The following is a 17990-nucleotide window of genomic DNA, read 5'->3' on the forward strand; positions in this document are numbered from 1 at the left end:
TGGTCTAATACGACTCATCAGTCAGTTTTTGGTGCTTCAGTTCAGGGTATCGACCTTGACCCGCAAAATCATGTCGTCGCGTCCCTGGGTCGAGTAGCTGCGGGTCAGGCCCTGTTTATCGGCCTGAGTCTGGCGATTCACGCCGGCCAGGGTGATCCATTCGCCCAGGCGTCCGCTGACCGTTGTGTCGGTACTCTGAACGTTCACTACATCGGGACGCTCCTGGCTCATGCGGTCACGGTTGGTACTGATGCTCAGGTGAACGGTTTCGCCGGTGACGCTGGCGGTGACATAGAAACCTTGGGTGACGTTACGGTATTCGGTCTGGCTTTGCAGGCGACCATAGTTGTCGGTCTGGCTGCTGGTGAACGGTACGCTCTGGCCGACCTGAATCAGCGCCGGCTGGCCTTCGCTGGCCTGCACCTGCTGCACGCCGCCGTCACGGCTGGCGGTGCTGCGGTTGATGATGCGGGTCTGGCTGGGCGCGGCGCCGTTGATGGAATAACCCTGGTCGCCCTGCAGGTTGTTTTCGTTGGTATCGACGGTGATCAGCAGGCGCTTGGGCGCGGTGTCCAGTTGGGCGAGGAATTGCCGGAGTTCTTCGATCTTGCCGGGCTCGGCATTGACGATCAGTTGGTTGCCGTAGGCACTGACCTGGCCGTCCTTGCCGATGAAATTCTGTGCCACCGACAACAGGTCGGCGCTGGTGCGGTAGTTCAGTGGCACGATTTGCGTGTCGGCCATGGCTGACAGGCTGCCACCCAGCAGCAGGAGGGTCAGCAGGGTACGTAGAAGCATGTCCATTTCTCCGTGAGACAAAGGCCTGATATTGCCAGTTTGTCGGCCTCGGGTGGGGCAAGTTGAATGGTAGACGGCAAAACGCCCCGGCATCGGTGGATGGCGGGGCGTTTTGTGGTGTTGATGGTGCTCTTGTGGCGAGGGAGCTTGCTCCCGCTGGGCTGCGCAGCGGCCCTCTTTTTTTGGGGTCGCTGCGCGACCCAGCGGGAGCAAGCTCCCTCGCCACAGGGTAGTGTGTTGCTGCTTCTGGCAGTGTCAGGCCGAGCGCCGCACCATGTCCACATGAGGAATGCCGGCCTCCAGGAACTCCTCGCTGACCACCGCAAACCCCAGCCGCTCATAGAACGGCGTGGCGTGCACCTGGGCGCTGAGCATCTGTTGCTGGAGCCCACGCTTCTCGGCTTCGGCGATCACGGCGTGCATCAGCGCATCGCCCACCTTCAGGCCGCGCCAGTCCTTGAGGACCGAGACCCGGCCGATATGGCCATCGGTCAGCAGGCGCGCGGTGCCGATGGGGAAGTCGCCTTCGAAGGCCAGGAAATGTACAGCGTCCTGATCATCCGAATCCCATTCCAGTTCGGGTGGTACGGATTGTTCGGCAATGAACACGGTCTCACGAATGCGCCGGATCTCGGCGTTATCCTTTTGCCAGTCTGCGACACGAACGTGAATTTTATTCATCGGCGAACCCCAGGCTGCCTTGCTTGACCAGCTCGCAGACGAGGCCGCGACCGTCTTCGTCGGCCAACCATGGGCCGAGGTTTTCGATGTGCAGGGCGTCGGCGGCGCAGATCATTTTCAGCAATTCACGCAGCTTGCCCGGCAGGTAGCGGCTCTGGCCGCTGGCGAACAGCAGCAGGTCATCGTCGACTTCCGACCAGGCCAGGCGTGCGCTCGGGTTGCGGATGATCACGGCGCCTTGTTCCAGGCTGGCCAGCAGGTCGTCTTCTTCCAGTTCCGGGCCCACCACCAGCTCCGGGTAGCGTGGCTCGGTCATGAATTGGCCGAACCAGGTCAGCAGCAGGCGCTCGTCGCTCATGTGCTCGGCCAGCAGGCCCTTGAGGCGGTCGAGGGCGTCGTGCTGGATCTGGTGCGGGTCGGCCACCGGGCGCGCGTCGGCGTCGGTGTAGCGCTCTTCGTCCGGCAGGAACTGGCTCAAGAAGTCGGTGAAGTGGGTCAGCACTTCAGCGGCGCTCGGCGCACGGAAACCCACCGAGTAGGTCATGCAGTCGTCCACGGCCACGCCGCAGTGGGCCAGGCGCGGCGGCAGGTAGAGCATGTCGCCGGGTTCCAGGACCCACTCGTCAGTGGCTTCGAAGTCGGCGAGGATGCGCAGGTCGGCGTGTTGCAGCAGTGGGCTTTCGGAGTCGCACATCTGGCCGATTTTCCAGTTGCGCTGGCCATGGCCTTGCAGCAGGAACACGTCATAGTTATCGAAATGCGGACCCACGCTGCCGCCCGGGGCGGCAAAGCTGATCATCACGTCGTCGATGCGCCAGCTCGGCAGGAAGCGGAAGTTCTCCAGCAGTTCGCTGACTTCCGGTACGAACTGATCCACCGCCTGCACCAGCAGGGTCCACTCGCGCTCCGGCAGCTTGCTGAATTCGTCTTCGGCGAACGGGCCGCGACGCAATTCCCAGGGGCGCTCGCCGTGCTCGATCACCAGGCGCGATTCGACTTCTTCTTCCAGTGCCAGGCCGGCCAGCTCGTCGGCATCGATCGGGCTTTGGAAGTCAGGAATCGCCTGACGGATCAGCAGGGGTTTTTTCTGCCAGTAGTCGCGCAGGAACTCCCGTGCCGTGATGCCGCCCAGGAGTTGCAGAGGAATATCAGGATTCATGTGTAACCTATTGAAAAAATATACTTTTCAGACGCGAATAAAAACGCCCGGCGCGGCCGGGCGTCTCAAAGGTAAAGCGATGGATCAGATGCGCTTGGCTTGTGCCGCCGCGTTGCCGATGTAGCTGGCTGGCGTGAGCTTCTTCAGCTCGGCCTTGGCTTCGGCAGGCATGTCCAGGCCATCGATGAAAGTCTGCAGCGCTTCAGGGCTGATGCCCTTGCCACGGGTCAGTTCTTTCAGCTTTTCATACGGGTTTTCGATGTTGTAGCGACGCATCACGGTCTGGATCGGCTCGGCCAGGACTTCCCAGCAAGCGTCCAGGTCGGCGGCGATCTTCTGCTCGTTCAGTTCCAGCTTGCTGATGCCCTTGAGGCTGGCTTCATAGGCAATGACGCTATGGGCAAAGCCCACGCCCAGGTTGCGCAGCACGGTGGAGTCGGTCAGGTCGCGCTGCCAGCGGGAGATCGGCAGTTTGCTCGCCAGGTGCTGGAACAGTGCGTTGGCGATGCCCAGGTTGCCTTCGGAGTTTTCGAAGTCGATCGGGTTGACCTTGTGCGGCATGGTCGAGGAGCCGATTTCGCCAGCGATGGTGCGCTGCTTGAAGTAACCCAGGGAGATGTAGCCCCAGATGTCACGGTCGAAGTCGATCAGGATGGTGTTGAAGCGTGCGATCGCATCGAACAGCTCGGCGATGTAGTCGTGCGGTTCGATCTGGGTGGTGTACGGGTTGAAGCTCAGGCCCAGTTCGTCTTCGATGAAGGCGCGGGCGTTGGCTTCCCAGTCGATGTCCGGGTAGGCCGACAGGTGGGCGTTGTAGTTGCCCACGGCGCCGTTGATCTTGCCCAGCAGCGGCACGGCGGCCACTTGGGCGATCTGGCGCTCCAGGCGGTAGACGACGTTCGCCAGTTCCTTGCCCAGGGTGGTCGGCGAAGCCGGTTGACCGTGGGTGCGCGACAGCATCGGCACGTCGGCGAAGCGTATCGCCAGCTCGCGGATGGCCTGGGCGGTCTGGCGCATCAGCGGCAGCATCACCTCATCACGGCCTTCGCGCAGCATCAGGGCGTGGGACAGGTTGTTGATGTCCTCGCTGGTGCAGGCGAAGTGGATGAACTCGCTGACATTGGCCAGTTCCGGCAGCTTGGCCGCCTGCTCCTTGAGCAGGTATTCGATGGCCTTGACGTCGTGGTTGGTGGTGCGCTCGATCTCTTTGACGCGCTCGGCGTGCTCCAGCACAAAGTTTTCCGCCAGGGTGTCGAGCACCGCGTTGGCTTCGGCGGAGAACGCCGGGACTTCAGGGATGGCAGGGTGAGCGGCCAGGCGCTGGAGCCAGCGCACTTCAACCAGGACGCGGGCACGGATCAGGCCGTACTCGCTGAAAATCGGGCGCAGGGCCTGGGTTTTGCCGGCGTAGCGGCCGTCAACAGGGGAAACCGCAGTGAGCGAAGAGAGCTGCATGGGGTGTTCTCGGACAGTCGGGCAACGAAATGGGGCGCGTATCATACATGAAAACCAGCGCCGGTCCGTCGCCAACTGACCGGCGTGTTACGCGTAACAAGATAAAGCTAAAGCTATTGAACACCTGTGGCGAGGGAGCTTGCTCCCGCTGGGGCGCGAAGCGGCCCTGAATCCAAGCCGCGCGCTAGATCCGCCGGGCTCAGGGGGGGGCTGCGTTGCAGCCCAGCGGGAGCAAGCTCCCTCGCCACAAAGGCGACTTATTCGTTGCGCATCAACGGGTAAAGCTCTTTGAGCAATTTGCGTCGGCTGATCACCAGTTGCCAGCGGTGGCCACCCAACTGCCGCCACAGCCGTGCCGAGCGGATCCCGGCCAGGAGCAGGGCGCGGATCTTCGAGGCATTGCTCGGCTGTTGCAGGTTACGCATGTCGCCATGCACCTGGATGCGCTGGCGCAAAGTGCTCAAGGTGTCCTGGTACAGCGAGCCGCAGGCCGCGACGACGTTTTCGTGAGCCGGGCCGAAGTGTTCGACCTGGGACTGGATCTGCGGCAAGCGTTTGCCGATGGTTTCCAGCAGGTCGTCGCGTTTGGCCAGCTGGCGCTCGAGGCCCAGCATCGACAGGGCATAGCGCAGCGGTTCGCGTTGCAGGGCGCTGGGGTCGCGCTCCAGGGCGCCAATCAGTGCACGGTAACCTTCACGCAGGTTCAAGTCGTCGCCGCCGTAGACCTCCAGGGTGTCCTTGGGGTCGCGAACCAGCAGGCTGCCGAGCATGCAGGCCACGCCTGCTTCGGAGGCCTGGCCGGTCTTGGCGATCCGGTCCACCAGCACGGCGGCGAGAAACACACCGCCCAATGCCGTCAGTTGTTCCTGGGTAGGGGTCATGCCTCGCTGCTCCAGGGTTGCGCGACTTCGATCACGCCGCCGCCCAGGCAGACGTCGCCGTCGTAGAACACCACGGACTGGCCGGGGGTGACCGCCCGCTGCGGGTCATCGAAGGTGGCACGGTAGCCCGTGGCGGTTTTTTCCAGGGTGCAGGGCTGGTCGCTCTGGCGATAGCGAACCTTGGCCGTCAGGCGGCGAGGTTCGCTGAGGTCGATCGGGTTGACCCAATAGATGTCGGAGGCGAGCAGGGCGCGGGAAAACAGCCAGGGATGGTCGTTGCCCTGGCCGACGATCAGCTCGTTGTGTTCCAGGTCCTTGACCAGCACGTACCACGGCTCTTCGCCGGCGTCTTTCAGCCCGCCAATGCCCAGGCCTTGGCGCTGGCCGATGGTGTGGTACATCAGGCCATGGTGACGGCCGATGACCTCGCCTTCGGTGGTCTTGATCTCGCCCGGCTGGGCCGGCAGGTATTGCTTGAGGAAATCGCTGAAACGACGTTCGCCAATGAAGCAGATCCCAGTGGAATCTTTCTTCTTGGCTGTGGCCAGGTCATGTTTCTCCGCAATTGCCCGTACTTCGGGCTTTTCCAGTTCGCCCACCGGGAACAGGGTCTTGGCGATCTGCTCGCCGCCGACGGCATGCAGGAAGTAGCTCTGGTCCTTGTTCGGGTCCAGGCCCTTGAGCAGTTCGGTGCGGCCGTCGATGTCGCGGCGACGTACGTAGTGGCCGGTGGCGATCAGATCCGCGCCGAGCATCATGGCGTAGTCGAGGAACGCCTTGAACTTGATTTCGCGGTTGCAGAGGATGTCCGGGTTCGGCGTGCGGCCGGCCTTGTATTCGGCCAGGAAATGCTCGAACACGTTGTCCCAGTATTCGGCGGCGAAGTTGGCGGTGTGCAGCTTGATGCCAATCTTGTCGCACACGGCCTGGGCGTCCGCCAGGTCGTCCATGGCGGTGCAGTATTCGGTTCCGTCGTCTTCTTCCCAGTTCTTCATGAACAGGCCTTCCACCTCGTAACCCTGCTCGATCAGCAGAAGGGCGGAAACGGAAGAGTCCACGCCGCCGGACATGCCGACAATGACGCGTTGCTTGGGAGTGTTCGAAGAGGCTGGATCACGCATAGGAATTCAATGAGTGTCTTGAAAAAGGACGCGATTCTATCAGGCCCGGGCGCGCAAGGCTAAAGAGAAGGACGGATAAGCTCCAGGCTATGGCGATGGCCGGCCAGATAATCGTCGATGCAGCGGATGATCAGCTCGCTGCGCCAGTGTTCGCGCTGTTCGAGCAGTTCGTCGCGGGTCAGCCATTTGGCGCCGAGGATGCCGTCGTCCAGTTGGTATTCGGGATGGTGTTTCAGGGCCTTGGCGGCGAAGCAGACCCGTTGGTAAGTCACACCGTTGCTAGGGGCGGTGTAGAGGTAGATGCCGGTGACGCTGGTGGGCTCGACGTCCCAGCCGGTTTCTTCGAGGGTTTCGCGCACGGCGGCTTCGATGAGGGTTTCGTTCGGGTCCAGGTGGCCGGCGGGCTGGTTGAGTACTGCGCGTCCGCCCTTGGATTCTTCCACCATCAGGAAGCGGCCGTGGTCTTCGACGATGGTGGCGACGGTGATGTGGGGGTGCCAGTTCATGATGGTTCCTCTATTTTCAGATTGGAATGCCGATCTTGTGGGAGCGAGCCTGCTCGCGAAAGCGGAGGAACATTCAACATTGATGCTAAGCGATACACCGCTTTCGCGAGCAGGCTCGCTCCCACAGGGGATTGTTATCAGGGACGGCAGAAACACAAACCCCGGCACAAGGCCGGGGTTCGTGGTGCTTCCTTACAACCTTACACCAGCGCAGCAATCGCCGCGTTGAAGGTGTTGCTCGGGCGCATGGCCTTGCTGGTCAGTTCCGGGTTGGCGAAGTAGTAGCCGCCGATGTCCACGGGCTTGCCTTGCACGGCATTGAGTTCGGCAACGATTTTTTCTTCGTTGTCGGTCAATGTCTTGGCCAGGGTGGTGAACTGGGCCTTGAGGGCTGCGTCGTCATCCTGGGCGGCCAATGCCTGGGCCCAGAACAGGGTCAGGTAGAAGTGGCTGCCGCGGTTGTCGATGCCGCCGACCTTGCGCGAAGGCGACTTGTTGCGGTCCAGGAACTCGCCGGTAGCCTGGTCGAGGGTCTTGGCCAGCACCAGGGCTTTCGGGTTGTCGTAGGTCACGCCCAGGTGTTCCAGGGACGCGGCCAGGGCCAGGAACTCGCCCAGGGAATCCCAGCGCAGGAAGTTCTCTTCCAGCAACTGCTGAACGTGCTTGGGTGCCGAACCGCCGGCGCCGGTTTCGAACAGGCCACCGCCGTTCATCAGCGGCACGATGGACAGCATCTTGGCGCTGGTACCCAGTTCCATGATCGGGAACAGGTCGGTCAGGTAGTCGCGCAGCACGTTGCCGGTCACCGAAATGGTGTCCTTGCCTTCGCGGGTACGGCCCAGGGTGAACTTCATCGCGTCGACAGGCGACATGATGCGGATGTCCAGGCCGCTGGTGTCGTGGTCCTTCAGGTAGGCCTGGACCTTCTCGATGACCACGCCATCGTGGGCGCGCATCGGGTCCAGCCAGAAGATCGCCGGGGTGCTGCTGGCGCGGGCACGGTTGACGGCCAGCTTGACCCAATCCTGGATCGGCGCGTCCTTGGTCTGGCACATGCGGAAGATATCGCCAGCCTCGACGTTCTGCTCCAGCAGGGTCTGACCGTTGTTGTCCGAAACACGTACCACACCGGCGACCTTGATCTGGAAGGTCTTGTCGTGGGAGCCGTACTCTTCGGCTTTCTTGGCCATCAGGCCGACGTTCGGCACGCTGCCCATGGTGGTTGGGTCGAAGGCGCCGTGTTGCTTGCAGTCTTCGATCACCGCCTGGTAGATGGTGGCGTAGCAGCGATCCGGGATCACGGCCTTGGTGTCGTGCAGCTGGCCGTCGGTGCCCCACATCTTGCCGGAGTCACGGATCATGGCCGGCATCGAGGCGTCGACGATGACGTCGCTCGGCACGTGCAGGTTGGTGATGCCTTTGTCGGAGTTGACCATCGCCAGGGATGGGCGCGCCGCGTAGACCGCCTGGATGTCGGCTTCGATCTGCGCCTGCTGTTCGGCCGGCAGGGCCTTGATGCGGGCGTACAGGTCGCCGATGCCGTTGTTCAGGTTGAAGCCGATCTGCTCCAGCACTTGCGCGTGCTTGGCCAGGGCGTCTTTATAGAACTCGGCCACGATCTGGCCGAACATGATCGGGTCGGAGACCTTCATCATGGTGGCCTTGAGGTGAACCGACAGCAGCACGCCTTTTTGCTTGGCGTCTTCGATTTCGGCGGCGATGAACTCGCGCAGGGCGTTTTTGCTCATCACGGCGCAATCGAGGATCTCACCGGCTTGTACGGTGGTCTTTTCCTTCAGGACAGTGGCAGTGCCGTCCTGGGCGATCAGCTCGATTTTCACGCTGCCGGCGGCGTCGATCAGGGCGGCTTTTTCGCTGCCGTAGAAATCGCCGGTGATCATGTGGGCTACGTGGGACTTGGAGTCCGCGGCCCAGGCGCCCATCTTGTGCGGGTGCTTGCGGGCGTAGTTCTTGACCGACAGCGGCGCGCGACGGTCGGAGTTGCCTTCGCGCAGGACCGGGTTCACGGCGCTGCCCTTGACCTTGTCGTAACGGGCGCGCGCGTCTTTCTCGGCAGCAGTGGTCACGGTTTCCGGGTAGTCCGGCAGTGCGTAGCCCTGGGCCTGCAACTCCTTGATCGCGGCCTGCAGTTGCGGCACCGAGGCGCTGATGTTCGGCAGCTTGATGATGTTGGCTTCAGGCGTAACGGCCAGGTCGCCCAGTTCGGCGAGGTGGTCGGCTACGGCTTTGTCACCCAGTTGCTCGGGGAAGCTGGCCAGGATGCGCCCTGCGAGGGAGATATCGCGAGTTTCCACGGCGATATCGGCCGAAGCGGTAAAGGCTTCGACGATCGGCAGCAGCGAATAGGTGGCGAGGGCAGGCGCTTCGTCGGTGAAGGTATAGATGATCTTCGAGCGGGTGGGCATATTCGGATTAACTCTCTTCTTTGCTAAAGCATGCGCAGAAACTCGAGGGGCGCCGGGTAAGCGCGTTCGTTCAAAGTCATCCGTGAGCCGAATGTCGAGGTTTCTTCGCGGTGATGTTGGGTGCATCAGTCGAGCGTCAAGCGGTCGGGCCGCGGTAACGGTCCGGCTTTCAAAATGGCGGAAAGTCTCGTAATAGAGCCATCAGCCGTCGTGACCCTGTGGTCAGCGGCGGCATTATACATAGGTAGCTGGCGATCTGCCGATGGTTCATAGACTTCCGTACACGTCCATTGGTCTAAACGTCGCAGTACTCCTGAGGCGGACTATGCTCATGTTTGGCGCTTTTCCCTTGGTTTTCAGGCTTGTACACGGCGAAGTGCAAGGCTTTGCCATGGATGGGCCTAACGTAGGGTTTGCGTGCCGATTCAACTGGGGTACGCTCGAACGCAGCCAGATGTTCAATCCAAGCAATGGAGTTCAGCATGGGGTATCAAAAGATTCAGGTTCCAGCCGTCGGTGACAAAATCTCCGTCAATGCAGACCATTCTCTTAATGTTCCCGACAACCCGATCATCCCCTTCATCGAAGGCGACGGCATTGGCGTCGATATCAGTCCGGTCATGATCAAGGTTGTGGACGCTGCGGTTCAGAAGGCCTATGGCGGCAAGCGCAAGATCTCCTGGATGGAAGTCTATGCGGGTGAGAAAGCGACCCAGGTCTACGACCAGGACACCTGGCTGCCCCAGGAAACCCTGGATGCGGTCAAGGACTACGTGGTGTCCATCAAGGGCCCGCTGACCACGCCGGTCGGTGGCGGTATCCGTTCGTTGAACGTAGCCCTGCGCCAGCAGCTCGACCTGTATGTCTGCCTGCGCCCGGTGCGCTGGTTCGAAGGCGTGCCAAGTCCGGTCAAGAAGCCTGGCGACGTGGACATGACGATCTTCCGTGAGAACTCCGAGGACATCTACGCGGGTATCGAGTGGAAGGCCGGTTCGGCCGAGGCCGCCAAGGTCATCAAGTTCCTGAAAGAAGAAATGGGCGTGACCAAGATCCGCTTCGATGAGGATTGCGGCATCGGCGTCAAGCCGGTTTCCAAGCAGGGCACCAAGCGCCTGGCTCGCAAGGCCCTGCAATATGTGGTCGATAACGATCGCGATTCGCTGACCATCGTGCACAAAGGCAACATCATGAAGTTCACCGAAGGTGCCTTCAAGGAATGGGCCTACGAAGTGGCGGCCGAGGAATTCGGCGCGACCCTGCTCGACGGTGGGCCGTGGATGCAGTTCAAGAACCCGCGGACCGGCAAGAACGTCATCGTCAAGGACGCCATCGCCGATGCGATGTTGCAGCAGATCCTGTTGCGTCCAGCTGAATATGACGTGATCGCCACCCTGAACCTGAACGGTGACTACCTGTCCGACGCCCTGGCGGCGGAAGTGGGCGGCATCGGCATCGCGCCGGGCGCCAACCTGTCCGACACCGTGGCGATGTTCGAGGCCACCCACGGTACCGCGCCCAAGTACGCTGGCAAGGACCAGGTCAACCCGGGTTCGCTGATCCTGTCGGCGGAAATGATGCTGCGTCACATGGGTTGGACCGAAGCGGCCGACCTGATCATCAAGGGCACCAATGGCGCGATTTCGGCCAAGACCGTGACCTATGACTTCGAGCGCTTGATGGAGGGTGCCAAGCTGGTGTCGTCCTCGGGCTTCGGTGATGCCCTGATCTCGCACATGTAAGCGGATCGGCGCCTTGCGCAAATGCCCGGCTCGAGTGATCGAGCCGGGCATTTTCATTTATGCGCGGTGGTGACTGCTGGTCAATGGGTCTCGGTGATTCTGGTCTTCACCGGGACGGGATCCTTTTCGACGGGAACGGTCCTGATCTTGACCGCGTGCAAGCCCCTGGGGCCCTGGATGATTTCGAACGTCACGGGCTGCCCGGCCTTCAGGGTCTTGTAGCCTTCCATCTCGATCGCCGAATAATGGGCGAACAGGTCTTCGTTATCCCTGCCGTCCGCGAGAATGAAACCGTAGCCCTTGGCATTGTTGAACCATTTCACCTTGCCTTTCATCTTGCCGACCGACATAACCCATTTCCCTCTGCAACGCACTCCATCACTGGAGTATCATCCAGTCCATCCGCAGGCTAATCTTGTTAACAGGATAGATTCCACGGACCTTTTTAACCCACGATGGGCTCTATTGGTTGTAACACCGATTTCCCGATAGTCAAGGTGGCTCCGGTGGTCGTGGTTGAAATCGCCCACAAGCGCCCCCATCACTGTATTCGCCAACTAAACGAACCTTTCTTTCCATGCATGCAGTCAGCCAGATTCGACTAACATTCAATCAGGATCGCCCGGATCTACACGACGACGATTCCGCAGGCATTGCTGTTCAGGAAGCAAAGCCCGCATTACAGGCGCCACCGATGTACAAGGTGGTTTTGTTCAACGATGACTACACACCGATGGATTTCGTCGTCGAAGTGCTCGAGGTGTTTTTTAACCTGAATCGGGAGCTGGCGACCAAGGTCATGCTGGCCGTCCATACAGAGGGACGGGCAGTATGTGGAGTGTTTACCCGCGACATCGCCGAGACTAAGGCCATGCAGGTCAACCAGTACGCCCGGGAAAGCCAGCATCCGCTACTCTGTGAAATCGAGAAGGACGGTTAACGCCGACCACTTGGGTATGAGGTGAAGCTATGTTAAACCGCGAGCTCGAAGTCACCCTCAATCTTGCCTTCAAGGAGGCTCGTTCGAAGCGTCATGAATTCATGACCGTCGAACACCTGCTGCTGGCCCTATTGGATAACGAGGCTGCCGCCACCGTTTTGCGTGCCTGCGGCGCGAACCTCGATAAACTCAAGCATGATCTGCAGGAGTTCATCGACTCCACCACGCCATTGATCCCCGTTCATGACGAGGATCGCGAAACCCAGCCAACCCTGGGCTTCCAGCGTGTCCTGCAACGTGCTGTCTTTCATGTGCAGAGCTCGGGCAAGCGTGAAGTCACCGGCGCCAACGTGCTGGTTGCGATTTTCAGCGAGCAGGAAAGCCAGGCGGTGTTCCTGCTCAAGCAGCAGAGCGTTGCGCGTATCGATGTCGTCAACTACATCGCCCATGGCATCTCCAAGGTGCCGGGGCATGGCGATCATTCCGAGGGTGAGCAGGATATGCAGGACGACGAGGGCGGTGAGTCTTCTTCTTCAGGCAACCCGTTGGATGCCTATGCCAGCAACCTGAACGAACTGGCGCGCCAGGGACGTATCGATCCGCTGGTCGGGCGCGAGGCGGAAGTCGAGCGCGTGGCCCAGATCCTGGCCCGGCGTCGCAAGAACAATCCCTTGCTGGTGGGCGAGGCGGGCGTGGGCAAGACCGCGATTGCCGAAGGCCTTGCCAAGCGCATCGTCGACAACCAGGTGCCGGACCTGCTGGCCAACAGCGTGGTGTATTCCCTCGACCTGGGTGCCTTGCTGGCCGGTACCAAATACCGCGGCGATTTCGAGAAGCGCTTCAAGGCGTTGCTCGGCGAATTGAAAAAACGTCCGCAGGCGATCCTGTTCATCGACGAAATCCACACCATTATTGGTGCCGGGGCCGCGTCGGGCGGGGTCATGGATGCGTCCAACTTGCTCAAGCCGCTGTTGTCGTCGGGTGATATCCGTTGCATCGGCTCGACCACGTTCCAGGAATTCCGCGGGATCTTCGAGAAAGACCGTGCCCTGGCCCGGCGTTTCCAGAAGGTCGATGTGTCAGAGCCTTCGGTGGAAGACACCATTGGCATCCTGCGCGGCCTGAAGGGGCGTTTCGAGCTGCACCACAACATCGAATACAGCGATGAAGCCCTGCGCGCGGCGGCTGAACTGGCCTCGCGCTACATCAATGACCGGCACATGCCGGACAAGGCCATCGATGTCATCGACGAAGCGGGTGCCTACCAGCGCCTGCAACCCGTTGAGAAGCGGGTCAAGCGCATCGAAGTGCCGCAGGTCGAGGACATCGTCGCGAAAATCGCGCGTATTCCGCCCAAGCACGTCACCAGTTCCGACAAGGAACTGCTGCGTAACCTGGAGCGTGACCTGAAGCTGACGGTGTTCGGCCAGGATGCGGCCATCGACTCGCTGTCGACCGCCATCAAGCTGTCCCGTGCCGGTCTCAAGTCGCCGGACAAGCCGGTCGGTTCGTTCCTGTTCGCCGGTCCTACTGGTGTCGGCAAGACCGAGGCGGCACGGCAGCTGGCCAAGGCGATGGGCATCGAGCTGGTGCGCTTCGACATGTCCGAGTACATGGAGCGCCACACTGTATCGCGTCTGATCGGTGCGCCTCCGGGTTATGTCGGTTTCGACCAGGGCGGCCTGTTGACCGAAGCCATCACCAAGCAACCGCACTGCGTATTGTTGCTCGACGAAATCGAGAAGGCGCATCCGGAAGTCTTCAACCTGCTCCTGCAGGTCATGGACCACGGTACGCTGACCGATAACAACGGGCGCAAGGCGGACTTCCGTAACGTGATCGTCATCATGACCACGAACGCCGGTGCCGAAACCGCGGCTCGCGCTTCGATCGGTTTCACCCATCAGGACCACTCGTCCGATGCGATGGAAGTGATCAAGAAGAGCTTCACGCCTGAGTTCCGCAACCGCCTGGACACCATCATCCAGTTTGGTCGCCTCAGCCATGAAGTCATCAAGAGCGTGGTGGACAAGTTCCTTACCGAACTTCAGGCCCAGCTCGAAGACAAGCGTGTGTTGCTGGAGGTCACCGACGCGGCCCGCAGCTGGCTGGCGGAAGGTGGTTACGACGTGACGATGGGGGCGCGGCCGATGGCTCGCTTGATCCAGGACAAGATCAAGCGTCCGCTGGCGGAGGAGATCCTCTTCGGCGAGCTGGCCGAGCATGGCGGTGTGGTTCACATCGACATCAAGGACGGCGAGCTGACCTTCGACTTCGAAACCACGGCCGAAATGGCCTGATCGTTAGCTGCAATAAAGCAAAAGGCGCCGAAAGGCGCCTTTTTGCTGGCTTCAGAAACACGCCGACTTCCTGTGGGAGCGGGCTTGCTCGCGAATGCAGTTGCACATTCAACATCTATGCAAGCTGACCCACCGCCTTCGCGAGCAAGCCCGCTCCCACAGTTTGTCTTGGGCAAGGCACAAGATTAGGTTTCACCCAATACCCTGTGGGAGCCGAGCTTGCTCGCGATGGCGTCGGTCCAGTCGACATTGATATTGGCTGACGCTCCGCTATCGCGAGCAGGCTCGCTCCCACAGTTTGTCTTGGGCAGGGCGCAAGATTAGGTTTCGCCCCAATACCCTGTGGGAGCCGAGCTTGCTCGCGATGGCGTCGGTCCAGTCGACATTGATATTGGCTGACGCTCCGCTATCGCGAGCAGGCTCGCTCCCACAGTTTGTCTTGGGCAGGGCACAAGATTAGGTTTCGCCCCAATACCCTGTGGGAGCCGAGCTTGCTCGCGATGGCGTCGGTCCAGTCGACATTGATATTGGCTGACGCTCCGCTATCGCGAGCAGGCTCGCTCCCACAGTTTGTCTTGGGCAAGGCACAAGATTAGGTTTCGCCCCAATACCCTGTGGGAGCCGAGCTTGCTCGCGATGGCGTCGGTCCAGTCGACATTGATATTGGCTGATACTCCGCTATCGCGAGCAGGCTCGCTCCCACAGTTTGTCTTGGGCAAGGCACAAGATTAGGTTTCGCCCCAATACCCTGTGGGAGCCGAGCTTGCTCGCGATGGCGTCGGTCCGGTCGACATTGATGTTGGCTGACGCTCCGCTATCGCGAGCAGGCTTGGCTCCCACAAACAAAAACGCCCGGCATCAGCCGGGCGTCTTGTATTGACTTGTTAGCGAGCGCGGTAAGTGATGCGCCCTTTGCTCAAGTCATAGGGCGTCAGCTCGACGCGCACTTTGTCACCGGTAAGAATACGAATGTAGTTCTTGCGCATCTTGCCGGAGATATGCGCGGTTACGACGTGCCCATTTTCCAACTCCACACGAAACATGGTGTTGGGCAGGGTGTCGACGACAGTGCCTTCCATTTCGAAGCTGTCTTCTTTCGACATGCAGTAAAGCCCTCGGTATCCAGTGAATGGCCCGGTGCAACTGCGCCAGGCAAAAGCGGCGTGCATTGTGCCCGAAAAAGGGGGTTCAAGCCAAGGGGTTCTAGCTTTTAAGCCGAAGGGGGCTAACTCAGGACAACCCACCGCTGGTTAACCAGCAATTCGATAGGCCGATATTGGGTCTTGTAGTTCATTTTCTTGCAGTTCTTGATCCAGTAGCCCAGGTACACCGCTTCCAGCCCCAGGCGCCGCGCTTCGTTGATTTGCCAGAGAATGGCAAAGCGCCCCAGGCTGCGCCGTTCCTCTTCGGGCTCATAGAAGGTGTACACCGCTGAAAGGCCGTTGGGCAGCAGGTCCGTGACAGCGATGGCGACCAGTCGCCCCTCGAGGCGGAATTCATAAAAGCGGGAAAACGGCAGGTCACGCACCAGGAAGGTCGAAAACTGATCCCGGCTGGGCGGGTACATGTCGCCATCGGCATGGCGTTGTTCGATGTAGCGTTGATACAGGTCGAAATATTCTTCGGTGAATTGCGGCTTGGCCGGGCGGACCTGAAGGTCGGCGTTGCGCTTGAAAATGCGCTTCTGCTGGCGATTGGGCAAAAATTGCGCCACGGGGATCCGCGCCGGGACGCAGGCGTTGCAATGTTGGCAGTGGGGCCGGTAAAGGTGGTCGCCGCTACGACGAAAGCCCATTTCCGACAGGTCTGCGTAGACATGCACATCCATGGGCTGGCTAGGGTCGAGGAACAGCGTCGTGGCCTGCTCCTCCGGCAGGTAACTGCAAGAGTGGGGCTGAGTGGCATAGAACTTCAAACGCGCCAACTCGGTCATGAATCAACCCTCGGATGAGCTTTAAATCTAATTGTAAGCCAGGAGCGCGGATGTCGCTCAGCAAACCCAGGTCGCGTGGTTGGGTTGGTCCAGGTGCGCCTCCAGATACTCGGCGAATCGCGTACGCGGGATCGAGCGGGCACCGAGGCTGTGCAGGTGCTCGGTGGGCATCTGACAGTCGATCAGCACGAAACCGGCGGCCTTGAGGTGTTGGACCAGCATGGCGAAGCCGAATTTCGACGCATTGTCGGCTCGGCTGAACATGGATTCGCCAAAAAACAGCTGGCCCATGGCCAAGCCGTACAGGCCGCCCACCAACGCCCCTTGGTCCCAGACTTCCACCGAGTGGGCGAAGCCGCGCCGGTGCAGTTCCAGATAAGCGGTTTGCATGGCCTCGGTGATCCAGGTGCCGTCGGCGTAGTCCCGTGGCGCGGCGCAGGCCTGGATAACCGCGGCAAAATCCTGGTCGAACGTCACTTCATAACGCTGCTTGCGCAACAGCTTGCCCAGGCTGCGGGAGATGTGCAGTTCGTCGGGAAATAACACCGTGCGGGGGTCTGGCGACCACCACAGGATCGGTTGCCCCTCGGAAAACCAGGGGAAGCAGCCGTGGCGATAGGCCTGGATCAGCCGGTCGGCAGACAGATCGCCACCGGCCGCCAATAACCCGTTGGGATCGCGCATGGCTTTTGCCAGTGGCGGAAATTCGAAGCTGTTGCGTTGTAACCAAGTCAGCATGGGTGTCCGGCTTGTAGAAGGGGAGGGCGGGTGACGGGGCTCGTCCGTCACGAGCACCCGCCGGGAAGGTTAACCGTCAAACGGCCGGGATGTCATCGAGATACTTCTCCGCGTCGAGCGCGGCCATGCAGCCGGCGCCGGCGGAGGTAATCGCCTGGCGATAGACATGGTCGGCCACATCGCCAGCGGCGAATACGCCTTCGATATCGGTCGCGGTGGCGTTGCCTTCGCTGCCGCCGCGCACGAGCAGGTAGCCGTCGCGCATCGCCAACTGGCCCTGGAACAGATCGGTGTTGGGTTTGTGGCCGATGGCAATGAACACCCCGGCCAGAGACAGGGTGCTGGTTTCACCGCTCTCGCTGTGTCGCAGGCGCGCGCCGGTCACGCCGCTGGCGTCGCCCAGGACTTCATCCAGGTTCTGGTTCCAGTGCAGCTTGATATTGCCGCTGCTGGCCTTTTCGAAGAGTTTGTCCTGGAGGATTTTCTCGGCGCGCAGCTTGTCGCGGCGGTGGACCAGGTGCACTTCTCGGGCGATGTTCGACAGGTACAGGGCTTCCTCGACCGCGGTATTGCCGCCGCCAACCACCGCCACCACCTGGTTGCGATAGAAAAAACCATCGCACGTCGCACAGGCGGAAACCCCTTTGCCGGCGAAGCTTTCTTCCGAGGGCAGCCCCAGGTACTGGGCCGAGGCGCCGGTGGCAATGATCAGCGCATCACAGGTGTAGGTGCCGCTGTCGCCGATCAATTCGAACGGGCGCTGCTGCAACTTGGCGGTGTGGACATGGTCGTAGACGATCTGCGTGTCGAAGCGCTCGGCGTGCCGTTGCATGCGCTCCATCAATACCGGGCCGGTCAGGCCTTCGACATCGCCGGGCCAGTTGTCGACTTCCACGGTGGTGGTGAGCTGGCCACCGGCCTGTATGCCGGTTATGACAACGGGTTTGAGGTTGGCGCGGGCGGCATAGACAGCGGCGCTGTACCCCGCAGGGCCGGAACCGAGAATGATCAGGCGTGAATGCTTCACTTCGCTCATAAAAAACACCTCATAAGCCTTTGTCACAAAAGAGAATGCATGGTCCAATTGACGCGTGTGCACCTTGAGTCCGGCTATGCTGCTACCCAGCGCGCGGCCAATGCCTTGGCGTCGACAAACCCGTACAATGCATGGGTTTTGAACGCAGGGTGACCCAAAGATCAAAATTTTCCGCCGCGCCGGCAGTTTTCTGGATGCACCTCACAGTGGTAAAAGTAGTACCGGTTGTGCACATTCACTTTTTTACCTGCTCGTCATGGGCAGTTTTTTATAGTCA

Annotated in this window: 16 protein-coding genes; 3 read left to right on the forward strand and 13 right to left on the reverse strand. The window is 60.7% G+C overall.

The features are described from left to right. Positions 1 to 36 precede the first annotated feature (36 nt). The 8 genes from M1D99_RS10640 to M1D99_RS10675 all read right to left on the reverse strand — a co-directional run bounded on the left by M1D99_RS10640 (position 37) and on the right by M1D99_RS10675 (position 9027). Positions 37 to 798 carry a secretin N-terminal domain-containing protein gene (locus M1D99_RS10640; protein ID WP_434575157.1) on the reverse strand — a complete coding sequence of 254 codons (762 nt, stop codon included), beginning with the start codon at positions 796 to 798 and terminating at the stop codon, positions 37 to 39. A 255-nt stretch (positions 799 to 1053) separates the two neighbouring features. Next, a complete protein-coding gene (locus M1D99_RS10645; protein WP_186709768.1) occupies positions 1054 to 1479 on the reverse strand; it encodes a GNAT family N-acetyltransferase in 426 nt (141 codons plus the stop codon). Continuing rightward, positions 1472 to 2638: a ribosomal protein uL16 3-hydroxylase gene (locus tag M1D99_RS10650; RefSeq protein ID WP_122568505.1), complete on the reverse strand. Its 1167-nt coding sequence runs from the start codon at positions 2636 to 2638 to the stop codon at positions 1472 to 1474. Before M1D99_RS10650 ends, M1D99_RS10645 begins: the two co-directional genes overlap by 8 nt. 84 nt (positions 2639 to 2722) lie before the next feature. Beyond that, a complete protein-coding gene (gene purB, locus M1D99_RS10655) occupies positions 2723 to 4093 on the reverse strand; it encodes an adenylosuccinate lyase (protein ID WP_186730311.1) in 1371 nt (456 codons plus the stop codon). Between the two features lie 257 nt (positions 4094 to 4350). Continuing rightward, positions 4351 to 4974 (reverse strand): high frequency lysogenization protein HflD, encoded by a 624-nt coding sequence (gene hflD / locus M1D99_RS10660; protein WP_434575162.1) that lies wholly within the window; start codon positions 4972 to 4974, stop codon positions 4351 to 4353. Then, positions 4971 to 6095, reverse strand: coding sequence for a tRNA 2-thiouridine(34) synthase MnmA (mnmA, locus tag M1D99_RS10665; RefSeq protein ID WP_434575164.1), 1125 nt, complete (start codon positions 6093 to 6095; stop codon positions 4971 to 4973). The genes hflD and mnmA overlap by 4 nt, the downstream gene beginning before the upstream one ends. Positions 6096 to 6154: 59 nt before the next feature. Continuing rightward, on the reverse strand, positions 6155 to 6601 hold the full coding sequence (locus M1D99_RS10670; protein WP_434575166.1) for an NUDIX hydrolase: 447 nt from the start codon (positions 6599 to 6601) through the stop codon (positions 6155 to 6157). A 200-nt stretch (positions 6602 to 6801) separates the two neighbouring features. Next, positions 6802 to 9027 (reverse strand): NADP-dependent isocitrate dehydrogenase, encoded by a 2226-nt coding sequence (locus tag M1D99_RS10675; RefSeq protein WP_458131747.1) that lies wholly within the window; start codon positions 9025 to 9027, stop codon positions 6802 to 6804. A gap of 482 nt (positions 9028 to 9509) precedes the next feature. Between M1D99_RS10675 and icd the strand changes: the two genes are divergently transcribed. Next, positions 9510 to 10766, forward strand: a complete 1257-nt coding sequence (icd, locus tag M1D99_RS10680) for an NADP-dependent isocitrate dehydrogenase (RefSeq protein WP_458131748.1) — start codon at positions 9510 to 9512, stop codon at positions 10764 to 10766. An 80-nt stretch (positions 10767 to 10846) separates the two neighbouring features. On the opposite strand, the gene cspD is transcribed toward icd, so the two are convergent. Further along, positions 10847 to 11101: a cold shock domain-containing protein CspD gene (cspD, locus tag M1D99_RS10685; protein WP_458132127.1), complete on the reverse strand. Its 255-nt coding sequence runs from the start codon at positions 11099 to 11101 to the stop codon at positions 10847 to 10849. 242 nt (positions 11102 to 11343) lie between these two features. On the opposite strand from cspD, the gene clpS reads away from it, so the two are divergent. Then, positions 11344 to 11706: an ATP-dependent Clp protease adapter ClpS gene (clpS, locus tag M1D99_RS10690; RefSeq protein WP_003180089.1), complete on the forward strand. Its 363-nt coding sequence runs from the start codon at positions 11344 to 11346 to the stop codon at positions 11704 to 11706. Positions 11707 to 11735: 29 nt separating this feature from the next. Continuing rightward, positions 11736 to 14006 carry an ATP-dependent Clp protease ATP-binding subunit ClpA gene (gene clpA / locus M1D99_RS10695; RefSeq protein WP_024616766.1) on the forward strand — a complete coding sequence of 757 codons (2271 nt, stop codon included), beginning with the start codon at positions 11736 to 11738 and terminating at the stop codon, positions 14004 to 14006. A gap of 884 nt (positions 14007 to 14890) precedes the next feature. Here the strand turns inward: clpA and infA are convergent. The 4 genes from infA to trxB form a co-directional block, all read right to left on the reverse strand. After that, a complete protein-coding gene (gene infA, locus M1D99_RS10700) occupies positions 14891 to 15109 on the reverse strand; it encodes a translation initiation factor IF-1 (protein ID WP_002553999.1) in 219 nt (72 codons plus the stop codon). A 122-nt stretch (positions 15110 to 15231) separates the two neighbouring features. Next, complete coding sequence (locus M1D99_RS10705; protein WP_186710162.1) at positions 15232 to 15939, reverse strand: arginyltransferase; 708 nt, start codon at positions 15937 to 15939, stop codon at positions 15232 to 15234. A 57-nt stretch (positions 15940 to 15996) separates the two neighbouring features. Next, on the reverse strand, positions 15997 to 16677 hold the full coding sequence (gene aat / locus M1D99_RS10710; RefSeq protein WP_458131749.1) for a leucyl/phenylalanyl-tRNA--protein transferase: 681 nt from the start codon (positions 16675 to 16677) through the stop codon (positions 15997 to 15999). A gap of 76 nt (positions 16678 to 16753) precedes the next feature. Continuing rightward, the gene (gene trxB, locus M1D99_RS10715; protein WP_186710171.1) at positions 16754 to 17713 is read right to left on the reverse strand and encodes a thioredoxin-disulfide reductase; all 960 of its coding nucleotides are present in this window, start codon (positions 17711 to 17713) and stop codon (positions 16754 to 16756) included. Positions 17714 to 17990 lie beyond the last annotated feature (277 nt).

This window comes from Pseudomonas sp. R3-41 (genome assembly GCF_054161485.1).

Bases quoted from the DNA above. Each gene is read 5' to 3' on its own strand.
- M1D99_RS10640 (WP_434575157.1), bottom strand. From the start codon at position 798: ATGCTTCTACGTACCCTGCTGACCCTCCTGCTGCTGGGTGGCAGCCTG.
- M1D99_RS10645 (WP_186709768.1), bottom strand. From the start codon at position 1,479: ATGAATAAAATTCACGTTCGTGTCGCAGACTGGCAAAAGGATAACGCC.
- M1D99_RS10650 (WP_122568505.1), bottom strand. From the start codon at position 2,638: ATGAATCCTGATATTCCTCTGCAACTCCTGGGCGGCATCACGGCACGG.
- purB (WP_186730311.1), bottom strand. From the start codon at position 4,093: ATGCAGCTCTCTTCGCTCACTGCGGTTTCCCCTGTTGACGGCCGCTAC.
- hflD (WP_434575162.1), bottom strand. From the start codon at position 4,974: ATGACCCCTACCCAGGAACAACTGACGGCATTGGGCGGTGTGTTTCTC.
- mnmA (WP_434575164.1), bottom strand. From the start codon at position 6,095: ATGCGTGATCCAGCCTCTTCGAACACTCCCAAGCAACGCGTCATTGTC.
- M1D99_RS10670 (WP_434575166.1), bottom strand. From the start codon at position 6,601: ATGAACTGGCACCCCCACATCACCGTCGCCACCATCGTCGAAGACCAC.
- M1D99_RS10675 (WP_458131747.1), bottom strand. From the start codon at position 9,027: ATGCCCACCCGCTCGAAGATCATCTATACCTTCACCGACGAAGCGCCT.
- icd (WP_458131748.1), top strand. From the start codon at position 9,510: ATGGGGTATCAAAAGATTCAGGTTCCAGCCGTCGGTGACAAAATCTCC.
- cspD (WP_458132127.1), bottom strand. From the start codon at position 11,101: ATGAAAGGCAAGGTGAAATGGTTCAACAATGCCAAGGGCTACGGTTTC.
- clpS (WP_003180089.1), top strand. From the start codon at position 11,344: ATGCATGCAGTCAGCCAGATTCGACTAACATTCAATCAGGATCGCCCG.
- clpA (WP_024616766.1), top strand. From the start codon at position 11,736: ATGTTAAACCGCGAGCTCGAAGTCACCCTCAATCTTGCCTTCAAGGAG.
- infA (WP_002553999.1), bottom strand. From the start codon at position 15,109: ATGTCGAAAGAAGACAGCTTCGAAATGGAAGGCACTGTCGTCGACACC.
- M1D99_RS10705 (WP_186710162.1), bottom strand. From the start codon at position 15,939: ATGACCGAGTTGGCGCGTTTGAAGTTCTATGCCACTCAGCCCCACTCT.
- aat (WP_458131749.1), bottom strand. From the start codon at position 16,677: ATGCTGACTTGGTTACAACGCAACAGCTTCGAATTTCCGCCACTGGCA.
- trxB (WP_186710171.1), bottom strand. From the start codon at position 17,713: ATGAGCGAAGTGAAGCATTCACGCCTGATCATTCTCGGTTCCGGCCCT.